12 protein-coding genes and 1 other RNA gene are annotated in these 13,057 nt (G+C 61.9%); 4 read left to right on the forward strand and 9 right to left on the reverse strand.

Going from position 1 to position 13,057, the window contains the following annotated elements; genetic code table 11:
- Positions 1–5: 5 nt before the first annotated feature.
- The 9 genes from mraY to rsmI all read right to left on the reverse strand — a co-directional run bounded on the left by mraY (position 6) and on the right by rsmI (position 8,948).
- Positions 6–1,088 carry a phospho-N-acetylmuramoyl-pentapeptide-transferase gene (mraY, locus tag ACE04F_RS19090; RefSeq protein ID WP_063324484.1) on the reverse strand — a complete coding sequence of 361 codons (1,083 nt, stop codon included), beginning with the start codon at positions 1,086–1,088 and terminating at the stop codon, positions 6–8.
- Positions 1,088–2,455, reverse strand: coding sequence for a UDP-N-acetylmuramoyl-tripeptide--D-alanyl-D-alanine ligase (locus ACE04F_RS19095; RefSeq protein ID WP_486109108.1), 1,368 nt, complete (start codon positions 2,453–2,455; stop codon positions 1,088–1,090). Before ACE04F_RS19095 ends, mraY begins: the two co-directional genes overlap by 1 nt.
- A complete protein-coding gene (locus ACE04F_RS19100; RefSeq protein ID WP_434602871.1) occupies positions 2,448–3,911 on the reverse strand; it encodes a UDP-N-acetylmuramoyl-L-alanyl-D-glutamate--2,6-diaminopimelate ligase in 1,464 nt (487 codons plus the stop codon). The genes ACE04F_RS19095 and ACE04F_RS19100 overlap by 8 nt, the downstream gene beginning before the upstream one ends.
- Positions 3,911–5,653, reverse strand: coding sequence for a peptidoglycan D,D-transpeptidase FtsI family protein (locus ACE04F_RS19105; RefSeq protein WP_486109110.1), 1,743 nt, complete (start codon positions 5,651–5,653; stop codon positions 3,911–3,913). The genes ACE04F_RS19100 and ACE04F_RS19105 overlap by 1 nt, the downstream gene beginning before the upstream one ends.
- Positions 5,650–5,943, reverse strand: coding sequence for a cell division protein FtsL (gene ftsL, locus ACE04F_RS19110; protein WP_486109112.1), 294 nt, complete (start codon positions 5,941–5,943; stop codon positions 5,650–5,652). Before ftsL ends, ACE04F_RS19105 begins: the two co-directional genes overlap by 4 nt.
- A complete protein-coding gene (gene rsmH, locus ACE04F_RS19115; protein WP_486109114.1) occupies positions 5,940–6,887 on the reverse strand; it encodes a 16S rRNA (cytosine(1402)-N(4))-methyltransferase RsmH in 948 nt (315 codons plus the stop codon). Before rsmH ends, ftsL begins: the two co-directional genes overlap by 4 nt.
- The gene (gene mraZ, locus ACE04F_RS19120; protein ID WP_186530428.1) at positions 6,884–7,339 is read right to left on the reverse strand and encodes a division/cell wall cluster transcriptional repressor MraZ; all 456 of its coding nucleotides are present in this window, start codon (positions 7,337–7,339) and stop codon (positions 6,884–6,886) included. The genes rsmH and mraZ overlap by 4 nt, the downstream gene beginning before the upstream one ends.
- Before the next feature lie 308 nt (positions 7,340–7,647).
- An RNA gene (gene rnpB / locus ACE04F_RS19125) (RNase P RNA component class A) lies at positions 7,648–8,001 on the reverse strand.
- Between the two features lie 74 nt (positions 8,002–8,075).
- On the reverse strand, positions 8,076–8,948 hold the full coding sequence (gene rsmI, locus ACE04F_RS19130) for a 16S rRNA (cytidine(1402)-2'-O)-methyltransferase (protein WP_486109116.1): 873 nt from the start codon (positions 8,946–8,948) through the stop codon (positions 8,076–8,078).
- 252 nt (positions 8,949–9,200) lie between these two features.
- On the opposite strand from rsmI, the gene ACE04F_RS19135 reads away from it, so the two are divergent.
- The 4 genes from ACE04F_RS19135 (at position 9,201) to ACE04F_RS19150 (ending at position 12,641) form a co-directional block, all read left to right on the forward strand.
- Complete coding sequence (locus ACE04F_RS19135) at positions 9,201–11,012, forward strand: penicillin-binding protein activator (RefSeq protein WP_486109118.1); 1,812 nt, start codon at positions 9,201–9,203, stop codon at positions 11,010–11,012.
- Positions 11,012–11,374 carry a YraN family protein gene (locus ACE04F_RS19140; protein WP_434569741.1) on the forward strand — a complete coding sequence of 121 codons (363 nt, stop codon included), beginning with the start codon at positions 11,012–11,014 and terminating at the stop codon, positions 11,372–11,374. Before ACE04F_RS19135 ends, ACE04F_RS19140 begins: the two co-directional genes overlap by 1 nt.
- A 98-nt stretch (positions 11,375–11,472) precedes the next feature.
- Positions 11,473–12,066 (forward strand): phosphoheptose isomerase, encoded by a 594-nt coding sequence (locus ACE04F_RS19145; protein WP_007928463.1) that lies wholly within the window; start codon positions 11,473–11,475, stop codon positions 12,064–12,066.
- A complete protein-coding gene (locus tag ACE04F_RS19150) occupies positions 12,063–12,641 on the forward strand; it encodes a BON domain-containing protein (protein ID WP_030139689.1) in 579 nt (192 codons plus the stop codon). Before ACE04F_RS19145 ends, ACE04F_RS19150 begins: the two co-directional genes overlap by 4 nt.
- The last annotated feature ends 416 nt before the right edge of the window (positions 12,642–13,057 follow it).

The raw sequence follows: 13,057 nt of genomic DNA on the forward strand, positions 1-13,057 counted from the left end.
TCGTTCTACCTCAGCTTCAGGGTGGCAAGGCCGACCAACACGAGAATCACGGTGATGATCCAGAAACGGACGATCACGCGCGGCTCGGGCCAGCCCTTGAGTTCAAAGTGGTGGTGGATCGGCGCCATGCGAAATACCCGGCGGCCGGTCAATTTAAAGGAAGCAACCTGAATGACGACTGACAGGGTCTCCATCACGAACACGCCGCCCATGATGAACAGGACGATTTCCTGGCGAACGATCACGGCGATGGTGCCCAGGGCCGCGCCCAGCGCCAGCGCGCCGACGTCGCCCATGAAGACCTGCGCCGGGTAGGTGTTGAACCAGAGGAAGCCCAGGCCGGCACCGATCAGCGCGCCGCAGAACACAATCAATTCGCCCGCCCCCGGTACATAAGGAATCAGCAGGTATTCAGCGAACTTCACGTTACCCGACAGGTAGCAGAAGATCCCCAGCGCACCACCGACCATCACCGTCGGCATGATCGCCAGGCCATCGAGGCCGTCGGTGAGGTTGACCGCATTGCTCGAACCGACGATTACCAGGTAGGTCAGCACGATGAAACCTGCGCCCAGCGGGATGCTGTAGTCCTTGAGCATCGGCAGGATCAGGGTGGTTTCCACCGGCGAGGCGGCGGTCATGTAAAGGAAGATCGCCGCGCCGAGGCCGAACACCGACTGCCAGAAATATTTCCAGCGGCTTGGCAGTCCGCGGGAGTTCTTCTCGATGACCTTGCGGTAGTCATCGACCCAGCCAATGGCGCCGAAAAACAGCGTCACCAGCAGCACGACCCAGACGTAGCGGTTCGCCAGGTCGGCCCAAAGCAGGGTGCTGATACCAATGGACGACAGGATCAGCGCGCCGCCCATCGTCGGGGTGCCGGATTTGGACAGATGCGACTGCGGGCCGTCGTTACGAACCGACTGGCCGATCTGCAGGTTCTGCAGGGTGCGGATCATCCACGGGCCCAGGAACAGCGACAACGACAGCGCGGTCAGCACGCCCAGAATCCCGCGCAGGGTCAGGTACTGGAAGACCGCGAAGCCTTTGTGGAACTGTTGCAGGTACTCCGCTAGCAGCAGCAGCATTAATGTTTCTCCATACGGGTGCCGCACAAAGCCGCAACGATGTTTTCCATCGCCGCACTGCGTGAGCCCTTGATCAATAGGGTGGTGTTCGGGTCTTGCTCGGCGCCCAGGGCCTGGATCAGCTCGGCCTGCGTGGTGAAATGCTGTGCGTGCTCGCCAAACGCCGCCACGGCGTGGGCCATCATCGGGCCGACGGCGTACAGTGCATCGACCTTGCCGCGCGCGTAGGCACCGACATCGTGATGGCCTTGCTGCGCCCACTCGCCCAGTTCACCGATATCCCCGAGCACCAGCACGGTGCGACCTGGGAAACCGGCAAGGATATCCACAGCGGCGCACATGGACGTCGGGTTGGCGTTGTAGGTGTCGTCGATGACCCGCATGCCGTTGCTCGCCAACTGCGCGACGCTGCGTCCCTTCACCGGCTGTACGGCGTTCAACCCGGCGACAATGCCCGGCAACGACACACCCAGCGCATGAGCGGCGGCCGCGGCGGCCAGGGCATTGGCAACGTTATGCGTGCCAAGCAGGTTCAATTGCACGCGCTCCGCGCCATCAGGGCTGTGCAGGTTGAAAGCCGGGCAACCACGGGCGTCGCGATCCAGGTCGCTGGCGTAGAAATTCGCCGCCAGGTTGCTCAGGGCGAAGGTCAGCACCTTGCGTTCCCCGGCCCGGTCCTTCCAGATTTCGAAGGCTTTGTCGTCGAGATTAAGCACGGCGACGCCATCGTCAGCCAGCCCTTCAATGATCTCGCCCTTGGCCTCGACAATCTTCTCCGGGCCGCCGAACTCACCGACATGGGCGGTCCCGGCGTTGTTGAGCACCGCCACGTGAGGCTTGGTCATGCCGACCGTGTAGGCAATCTCGCCGAGCCGCGAAGCGCCGAGCTCGATGACCGCGGCGCTGTGCTCCGGCGCCAGTTCCAGCAGGGTCAAAGGCACGCCGAGGTCATTGTTCAGGTTGCCACGGGTCGCCAGGACCGGACCGCGCGTGCGCAGGATGCTCGCGAGCATTTCCTTGACCGTGGTCTTGCCGCTGGAGCCGGTGATGGCTGCGACCGGATTGGCAAACGCCCCGCGATTCAGCGCACCGAGCTGACCCAGGGCCTGGCGAGTGCCGCTGACCAGCAACTGCGGCAGCGTGCTGTTGCTCACTTCCCGCTCGACCAGTGCTGCGACCGCGCCTTTGGCCGCCACCTCGTTGAGGTAATCGTGACCGTCGAAGCGCGGTCCGGCCAGGGCGATGAACAACTGCCCCGGCGCGATCGCCCGGCTGTCGATGCTGACGCCGTCGAACGAGGCGTCCGCAGCGATCAGGCGCGCATTCAAAGCGTTGGTCAGCTCGCTGAGCTTCAAGGCCTTAAGCATGGGCCACCTCCCATGCGGTCAGGGCGTGATCGGCTTCCACCAGATCGGAAAAAGCCTGGCGCACGCCGTTTATTTCCTGGTAGTCCTCGTGTCCCTTGCCGGCCAGGACGATGACATCGTCCGCCGAAGCGCTGGCGATCAATTGGGCAATGGCCTGGCCACGCCCGGCCACGAAGGTGACGTTGTCCACCTCCGAGAATCCGGCGCGGATGTCGTCGAAAATGCGCGCCGGATCTTCACTGCGCGGATTGTCATCGGTGACCAGCACGCCATCGGCCAATCGTTCCACGACCTCGGCCATCAATGGGCGCTTGCCGCGATCACGATCACCGCCGCAGCCGAACAGACAGAGCAACTTGCCCTTGGCGTGCGGACGCAGGGCCGTGAGGACTTTTTCCAATGCATCGGGGGTGTGCGCATAGTCGACCACCACCAGCGGCTGGGTACCGCCACCCAGGCGCTGCATGCGTCCGGCCGGACCTTCGAGTTTCGGCAACACCTTGAGGATTTCGTCCAGGGCATAGTCCAGCCCGAGCAAGGCGCCAATGGCGGCCAACACGTTGCTCAGGTTGAAGCGACCCAGCAAGGTGCTGCGCAAGTGGTGTTCGCCCTGGGGCGTGACCAGCGTGGCGCGCACGCCTTCGTCATCGAACTGCGCCTGACGGATATAAAGGTAGGCGCTGGGGTCTTCCTGGCTGTAGGTGATCAACCGGGACTCGCGTTGCTCGGCGGCCAGTTGGCGGCCGAACTCGTCATCAATGTTGATGACCCGGCACTTCAGGTCGTTCCAGGCGAACAGCCTGGCCTTGGCTTCGCCGTAGGCCTGCATGGAGCCGTGGTAGTCCAGGTGATCCCGAGACAGGTTGGTCAGCACCGCGACGTCAAACGCGAGCGCGGTGACGCGACCTTGATCGAGGCCGTGGGAAGAGACTTCCATCGCCACGGCCTTGGCGCCGGCCTTCTTCAGATCGGCCAGGGTCGCCTGCACGGCAATCGGGTTCGGTGTGGTGTGCAGGCCGCTTTGCAGCGCGCCATGGAAACCGTTGCCCAGCGTGCCGACGATGCCGCAATGCTGGCCGAGCAGATCCAGCGCCTGCGCCACCAACTGGGTGACGCTGGTCTTGCCGTTCGTGCCGGTCACGCCGATCAGGTTCAGGTGACGGCTCGGTTCGCCATAAAAACGCCCGGCGATGTCCGACAGCTGCGCCGCCAGGCCCTTGACCGGGATCAGCGGAACATCGGTGATCGGCAGCACGGTTGCGCCGTTCACTTCATAAGCCACCGCCGCCGCGCCGCGCTTCAAGGCGTCGGCGATGTGGTCACGGCCATCGAAACGGGCACCCGGCACCGCCAGGAACAGGTCTCCGGCGCGCACGTCGCGGCTGTCGAGGGCCAACTCGCGAATCAGCAGGTCATGCCCGGCGTGGGCAAAAATCTTGTTCAGGCTCAGGGACATCAGCCACGCCCTCCGTCGGCTTTCAAGGGAACGACCGGGGCGGTACTCGCCTGCTGGGTCGGCGGCAGGTTATCCGGGGTGATGTTCATCAGGCGCAGGGTACCGGACATCACTTTGCTGAACACCGGCGCCGATACCAGGCCGCCGAAATAACCGGCCTTGCTCGGTTCGTCGATGACCACCACGATGGCGTAGCGCGGATCACTCATCGGCCCGAAGCCGGCGAACAGCGAACGATAGGAATTCTCGGCATAACCCTTGGTGCCCACGGAAGTCTTGCGCGCCGTACCCGATTTGCCGGCGACGTGATAGGCCGGCACCTGGGCGCGGTAGACACCGCGCGGCGCCTCGATCACCTGTTGCAGCATGCCCTGCATGGTCTTGGCGACGTCCTCGGGAATTACCTGGGTGGTTTGCGGCGCCTTGTCGGTCTTGATCAGCGTCAGCGGGGCGATCCGGCCGTTGTTGGCCAGCGCGGAAAACGCGTGGACGAGCTGGATCGCCGTCACGGAAACACCGTAGCCGTAGGACAGGGTGGCTGTTTCCGCCTTGCGCCATTCGCGATAGTTGGGCAGGTTGCCAACGCGCTCGCCCGGAAAGCCCAGGCCGGTGTCCTGGCCGAGGCCGATCTTCTGGGCCAGGCGATAAATCGACTCACCACCGATATCGAAGGCGATCTTGCTCATGCCGACGTTACTGGAATTGATCAGGATGCCGGTCAGGTCGAGCACCGGGCCTTCGGTCTTGGATACGTCACGAATGGTGTACTTGCCGATCTGCAACGTGCCCGGATAGACCTCGACGGTGTCGCTCGGTTTCCAGCGCCCGGTTTCCAGGGCGGCAGCCATGGACACGGCCTTCATCGTCGAACCGGGTTCGAACACGTCAATCATTGCGCGGTTGCGCATCATCGCCGGCTGCAGGTTGCGACGGTTGTTCGGGTTGTAGGTCGGCTGGTTGACCATGGCGAGGATCTCGCCGGTCTTCACGTCCATGATCACCAGGCTGCCGGCCTTGGCACCGTTCTCGACGATGGCGTTGCGCAGCTCGCGGTTGGCCAGATATTGCAGGCGCAGGTCAATGGACAACGCCAAGGGCTTGCCGGCCTTGGCGTTTTTGGTGACCTGGACATCCTTGATCAGCCTGCCGCGCCGATCCTTGATGACCTGGCGCTTGCCGGCGACACCGGCGAGCCATTCGTCGTAGGCCAGTTCGACCCCTTCCCGTCCGCGGTCATCGATGTCGGTAAACCCGACCATGTGGGCGGTGACCTCACCGGCCGGATAAAAACGCCGAAACTCTTCAATGCCGTAGACGCCCGGCACTTTCAGGTCGAGCACGCTCTGGCCTTGCTCGGGCGTCAGCCCGCGTACCAGATAGATGAATTCCTTGTTGGCCTGGGCTTCGAGGCGTTCGGTCAGCGCCTTGGGATCCTGGCCGAGGGCGGCAGCCAGCGCCGGCCACTTCTCCTTGGCCTGCTGCATTTCCTTGGCGTTCGCCCACAAGGTGGTCACCGGAGTGCTGACAGCCAGGGGCTCGCCATTGCGGTCGGTGATCAGGCCACGGTGAGCCGGAATCGGGATATGACGCACGCTGCGAGCGTCGCCCTGCCCCTTGAGGAAGTCACGGTCGACCACCTGCAAATCGATGATGCGCCACGAAATGGCCGCGACCATGATCCCGAGCAAACCCAGGACCAGGCGGAACCGCCACGGGAACAGCGCCCCTTCGAGCCTCATCATGGCGCCACCATCTGCACTTCAGCCGCACCGGGGATGCGCATCTTCAGTTGTTCAGTCGCCAGGACTTCGATACGGCTGTGGGCGGTCCAGGTACTTTGCTCCAGGATCAACCGACCCCACTCGGCCTGCGCCTTGTCGCGCACGCTGAGCTCGTTGTAAAGAGTATTGAGCAGCTGCCGGTTCCAGTGCGCGCTGTAAGACACGGCAATGGCCGACACGAGCACGCCAACAAACAGCAGCAGCATGAAAAAGCTGCCGCCTGGCAGGGGCTTGGCGAAAAGCTTGCTCACCGCAACTTCTCCGCGACACGCATGACCGCGCTACGGGCGCGAGGGTTGGCCTTGAGCTCGGCCTCGGAGGCGAACTGCGCTTTGCCATGAATCTTGATTTTCGGCACGAAGGCCTCGAAACGCACCGGCAGATTGCGCGGCAGGTTATCGGCTTCGCCTTTGGTGAGCTTGCGCATGAACAGCTTGACGATACGGTCTTCCAGGGAATGGAAGCTGATCACCACCAGGCGCCCACCGATTTCCAGCGCCTCAAGAGCGGCTTCGAGACCGGCCTCCAGATCGCCCAATTCGTTGTTGACGTGGATACGCAACCCTTGGAAAGCCCGGGTCGCCGGGTTCTTGCCTTTTTCCCAGGCAGGGTTGGCAACCTTCAGCACTTCGGCCAGGTCACCGGTACGCTCGAACGGCTTGATGTCGCGACGCTCGACCACGGCGCGCGCCATGCGCCCGGAAAAACGCTCCTCGCCGTATTCCTTGAATACGCGGGCGATTTCTTCGACGGGCGCGGTGTTGACGAACTCAGCCGCGCTAATGCCACGGGACGGGTCCATGCGCATGTCCAGCGGACCGTCGTTGAGAAAACTGAAGCCGCGTTCCGGGTCGTCCAGCTGCGGCGAAGACACGCCCAAGTCAAGCAATACGCCGCTGACCTTGCCTGCCAGGCCGCGCTGGGCGACTTCCGAACCCAGCTCCGCAAAGCTGCGCTGCACAACGACAAAGCGGCCGTCTTCGGCCGCTAGCGCTTGCCCGGTGGCAATCGCTTGAGGATCCTTGTCGAACCCCAACAGCCGACCGTCCGGACCGAGCTGGCTGAGAATCAGCCGGCTATGCCCGCCACGCCCGAACGTGCCGTCCAGATAGCAGCCATCAGGACGTACGGCGAGAGCCTCGACGGCTTCGTCAAGCAGTACGGTGATGTGGTTAAAGCCGCTATCAGTAGTCACAGGATCAAATCACGCAGTTCATCAGGCATGGCGCCCGGTTGTTGAATAGCAGCGAGGTCAGCGGCAGAAACCGCATTCCAGGCATCTTCGTCCCACAGCTGGAACTTGTTCAGTTGACCCACCAGCATCGCGCGCTTGTCCAGCCTGGCGTACTCGCGCAGACGCGGCGGCACCAGGAAACGACCGCTGCCGTCGAGTTCGAGGTCAACGGCATTACCGATCAGCAAGCGTTGCAGGCGACGGTTCTCTTCCCGCAGCGAAGGCAGTGCGCGCAGTTTGGTTTCGATGATCTCCCACTCATCAAGAGGGTAAACGCATAAACATGGATCAACGGCGTCGATCGTGACGATTAACTGCCCTGAACTTCGCGAAACGAGCTCGTCACGATACCGGCTCGGCATGGCGAGACGGCCTTTTGCATCGAGACTGATAGCGTTAGCTCCGCGAAACACGTCAGCGTTTCTCCACTTTTTGGCGTTTTACCTTCAAAAAAACCCACTTCATGCCACTTTCCGCCACTTGCGCACACTATAGGAATGCGCCCACCGCACCGTCAAGGCACGGAATGAAGGAAAAGCCTTATAGATCGGAGATTTAGGAGCGTTTCAGGAGGGGTAACAAGAATCTGACGTAGGAAAATTCGCCCTAACTCGAGAACACACAGGGGACTGCGTGCGGAAGTTAAAGTGATTTATTAAGAGTAAGATTTTTTTGATCTTAGGAACTGCATCTGCCATTGATTCCGGCAGGGAGGGAAAAGGTGGAGAGTCGATCTGTAAGCCGGGTTCTGTCTTGAACAGTCATTCGTCTACGATGGCCATCACTGGACATCTTTAGCAACCTACCCGGTCCCAGCGCGGGCCACGCCTTGGGACCCTATTTGGTCTTGCTCCAAGTGGGGTTTACCTAGCCACGAACTGTTGCCAGCCGTGCGGTGCGCTCTTACCGCACCTTTTCACCCTTACCGGCGCCGAAGCGCTTAGGCGGTTATTTTCTGTGGCACTTTCCGTAGGCTCGCGCCTCCCAGGCATTACCTGGCACTTCGCCCTATGGAGCCCGGACTTTCCTCCCCCCCCTAATTTTCATAGAGGGCAGCGACTGTCCGATCGACTCTCCGCCGCGAAGGTTAACGGTAGCGCGCCCGAAGAACAAGCGCTAAAAGCCCCTGGCCAGCCTGGCGCATCGGTTTCATTGGGCCTTCTGTTTATCCAGCGCAGCCTGATACAGCACATTCTTGCGCTCGCCGGTGATCTGCGCGGCGAGGGCCGCGGCCCGTTTGAGGGGCATTTCTTCCAGCAGCAAATCGAGGACGCGCATCGCTTCGCCGCTGACCGCGTCTTCGTCCTGGGGCGGTGTCCAGCCCGCAACCAGCACCACACACTCGCCACGCTGTTGATTGCTGTCACTTTCGACAAACGCACGCAACTGCGCCAGAGGCAGTCCCTTCAAGGTCTCGAAGGTTTTCGTCAGTTCCCGGGCCAGCAATGCCTGGCGCTCGGAGCCGAACACCAGCTCCATGTCCTGGAGACACTCGAGGATGCGGTGCGGCGCCTCATAAAAGATCAGCGTTCGAGGTTCTTCCTTTATAGCTTCCAGGCGCCCTCGCCGCCCCACGGCCTTGGCCGGCAAGAAACCTTCGAAGATAAACCGGTCCGACGGCAAGCCGGCCGCCGACAACGCCGCGATCAATGCGCAGGCACCCGGCACCGGCACTACATTGACGCCGGCAGCACGGGCCTGGCGCACCAAGTGGTAACCCGGATCGGAAATCAGCGGCGTACCGGCATCGGAAATCAGCGCGACGTTGTCGCCAGCCAGCAGACGAGTGATGAAACGACTGCCTTCGTCCCGCTCGTTATGCTCATGGCAAGCCGCCAATGGCGTGGAAATCCCGAAATGTTGCAGCAAACGCTGGGAGTGGCGCGTGTCTTCGGCTGCGATAAGGGCGACTTCGCCGAGGATCTTCAGCGCGCGGGCACTGATATCGTCCAGGTTGCCGATGGGCGTCGCCACCACGTAAAGCGAGCCGGCAGCGGAATTCAAAGCACCTGGAGCAGTCAAAACGCGCACCTCATGGTCATAAAAGTGGGCATTGTAGCGTGTACCGCCATTTTCAGCCGCTCACATTAGCCCTGGGGGAACAGGAGCAAGCTCCCTCGCCACGGGGCGTGGCTCCGAGCGAGGAGCATCTGCTGTGCTGCAATGCACGCTTTGAAATACCTAAATCGACCGATTCACGCCACTAACATCGCGCCCCGGCCAGTGCTTGGGTACAATTCGACGCTAATTTGATCTCGTATCAGGAACACTTACATGATCGCTTGCCTGCGGCTGCTCTCCGCCCTCTGCCTCGCCGCCCTCCTGGCGGCTTGCGCCAGCTCGCCCTCGTCCAGCCTTGGCGAACTTCCACGGACCCCGGATGCCAGTATCGAGCAATTGCTCGAACAGGCCACCCAAAGTAAAAACCCGGAACAAGCCGCCCTGCTGCGCTTGAGCGCCGCCGACCTCGCCTACCGCCAGGGCAATGCCGGCCAGTCCGCACAGATCCTGCAGCAAGTGCCGATGGAGCAGCTCAAGCCCGGCCAGCAGATTTTCGCCAATACGCTGTCGGCCGAACTGGCAATGACGCGCAACCAGCCCAAGGCTGCATTGACTTCGCTGAGTCATCCGAGCTTGCAGCACCTGAGCGAAATGCCGGTGGAGCAGCAAGTCCGCACCGGCACCGTCCGCGCTCGCGCCCTGGAGGCCGATGGCCAGACCCTGGCCGCCGCCCGCGAGCGGATCTTCATTGCTCCGCTGCTGGAAAACGAAGCGCAGGCAAAAAATCACGAAGCCATCTGGACCTTGATCGCCTCGCTGCCCACCGATCAACTGCAACCGACCACTACCGACGATCTCGGTGGCTGGCTGAGCCTGGCCAAAGCCGTGAAAACCGCGGGCACCCTGGAACAGCAACAAGCCGCCATCGACAGCTGGCGCGAACAGAACCCGAAACACCCCGCCGCACTCCAGTTGCCGACACCGCTGGTCAAGCTCAAGGAGTTGGCAAGCCAGCCACTGGGCAAGATCGCCGTGCTGCTGCCACAGAATGGCCCGCTGGCTGCGGTCGCAAAAGCACTGCGCGAGGGTTTCATGGCCGCGCATTACCAGGCCCAACAGGCCGGGCAGAAGCCGCCGAGCATCCAGTTCTATGACAGCGCCAGCCTGACCTCGATGGACGAGTTCTATCGCAAGGCCCAGGCCGACGGCGTACAGCTGGTAGTCGGCCCGTTGGAAAAACCATTGGTCAAGCAGATCAGCACCCGCCCGCAGCTGCCGATCACCACCCTGGCGCTGAACTACAGCGAAGGCGAACAAGGCCCGCCGCAACTGTTCCAGTTCGGCCTGGCGCCTGAAGATGAGGCCCGCGAAGTCTCCCGGCGCGCCCGTGCCGACGGCCTGCATCGCGCAGCCGTGATGGTGCCGAAAGGCGAATGGGGCGATCGCGTCTTGAAAGCCTTCAGCCAGGATTGGCAGGCCAATGGCGGGACCATCATGGCAATCGAGCGTGTCGACCAGCCGGTGCAACTGGCACAGCAGATCGCCGACATGTTCCAGCTGCGCCAGAGCGAAGGTCGCGCCAAGAGCCTGCAAAGCACGGTAGGCACCGCCGTCGCGGCGCAGCCATCGCGTCGCCAGGACATCGAGTTCATCTTCCTCGCATCGACCCCGCAGCAGGCCCAGCAGATCAAGCCGACCCTGAACTTCCAGTACGCCGGCGACGTGCCGGTCTACGCGACCTCCTCGGTGTTCAGCGTCAGCGGCGACCAGAACCAGTACAACGACATGAACGGTGTTCGCTTCTGCGAAACCCCATGGCTCCTCGACGCCAACGATCCGCTGCGCCAGCAGGTCACCGCGCAGTGGCCCCAGGCGGCCGGCAGCCTCGGCCGGCTGTACGCGATGGGCGCTGACGCCTATCGCCTGGCTCCACGCCTCGGCCAGCTCAAGGCCTTGCCCGACAGCCGCATCGAAGGGCTGTCCGGCAGCCTGGCTGTCTCTCCGAGCCAGCGCGTGCAACGTCAACTTCCTTGGGCGCAGTTCGTCAACGGCCAGGTCCAGCGCCTGCCGGACACCCCGCGCTGATGCCCGACCGATCGCGCCAGCAAAGCGGCAGGGATGCCGAGGGCCTCGCCCTCGCGCATCTTGAGCAACACGGCCTGCGGCTGCTGGCGCAAAACTGGCTGTGCAAACGCGGCGAGCTGGATCTGGTCATGCTTGACGGCGATACAGTAGTATTCGTCGAAGTCCGCTACAGAAAAAATACCCAATGGGGTGGCGCGCTCGACAGCATTGACCAGCGCAAGCGCCAGAAGCTGGTTTTCGCCGCGCAGTATTTCCTGCAACGCGAGTCTCGCTGGGCCGATCATCCTTGTCGCTTCGACGTGGTTGCCATCGATAGCAACGTCGACCAACTGAATTGGCTGCAAAACGCCTTCGACAGTTGAGCGCAGCCGAGCCGGACACCTTCACTCAACTTTTTTGCTCTTTGCTTTGCGCGCCGCACATGTTGTGCCGATAAGTCGCGCTACTTAAGGTCACACAGATGGACATGCAATCGCGAATCCGCCAGCTTTTTCAGGCCAGTATCGACACCAAGCAACAGGCGATGGACGTACTTGCACCGCACATCGAGCAAGCCAGCCAAGTGATGGTCAATGCCTTGCTCAACGAGGGCAAGATGCTTTCGTGCGGTAATGGCGGCTCGGCCGGCGATGCCCAGCACTTCTCATCGGAACTGCTCAACCGCTTCGAACGCGAGCGCCCGAGCCTGCCGGCCATCGCACTGACGACCGATAGCTCGACGATCACGTCAATCGCCAACGACTACAGCTACAACGAAGTGTTCTCCAAACAGATCCGCGCGCTCGGCCAGCCTGGCGATGTGCTCCTGGCGATCTCCACCAGTGGCAATTCGGCGAATATTATTCAAGCGATCCAGGCCGCACATGATCGCGAAATGATTGTCGTAGCATTGACCGGTCGCGACGGCGGCGGCATGGCTTCACTGCTGTTGCCTGAAGACGTCGAGATCCGCGTACCGGCCAATGTCACCGCACGTATTCAGGAAGTCCACCTGCTGGCGATCCACTGCCTTTGCGACTTGATCGACAGCCAACTGTTCGGGAGTGAAGAATGACCCCTAATCGCCTAGGCCTTTTGGCCCTGACCCTGTGCCTCGGCATCAGCGGCTGCACATCGGTGGTTAACGCCAGCCGGGAAAAGCCGATTGAAGACGACCGCGGCACTCGCACCTTCGGCAGCAAGATCGACGACTCGTTGATCGAAACCAAAGTGGGCGTGAACATTGCCAAGGCCGACCCGGACCTGGACAACAATTCGCACATCGTCGTCACCAGCTTCAACGGCGTTGTGCTGCTGGCCGGCCAGACACCCCGCGCCGACCTCAAGGCCAAGGCCGAACAGGAAGCCAGCGCGGTGCAGCGGGTCAAGACCGTGCACAACGAGCTGCAGGTCCTCCAACCCTCCTCGCTGCTGGCCCGCCAGAACGACGCCTGGCTGACCACCAAGATCAAGACCCAGATGCTCACCGACGCCAGCATCCCTGGTTCGCGCATCAAGGTTGTGACCGAAAACGGGATTGTCTATCTGCTGGGGTTGCTGACCAAACAGGAGGCCGCGCAGGCGACCAATCTGGTTCAGGGTGTGTCTGGGGTGCAGAAGATTGTGAAGTTGTTTGAGTACATTGACTGATATAAGTCCCCGTACAAGAACGTAATGCTGTTCACTAAACACAATGATGTACCCGTGGGGGGGGGGGGGCTCCCGCTCGGCTGCGAAGCAGTCGTAAACCGGCGGATGCGGTGTGTCTGATGCTACTTATTTGGCAGGTTTTGGGGCCGCTTCGCGGCCCAGCGGGAGCAAGCTCCCTCGCCACGGGTTCCCCGACTGCCTTAAGTGAGCAGCATTGCCGTACAAGAACGGCGCTTTTCCTTAACAAGGAAAGCGCCGTTTTTTTATGCATCGTTGGTGGGCTTGGGTCGGTGTGCACCCCGCTCTTGCTCTTGCTCTTGCTCTTGCTCTTGCTCTTGCTCTTGCTCTTGCTTTGGATTTTGAACTTCGACGCCCCGTTAACCACGATGGCCGAACGCAGGCATTGCGCAGTGGGC

It is taken from the genome of Pseudomonas sp. AGC41 (genome assembly GCF_057334555.1).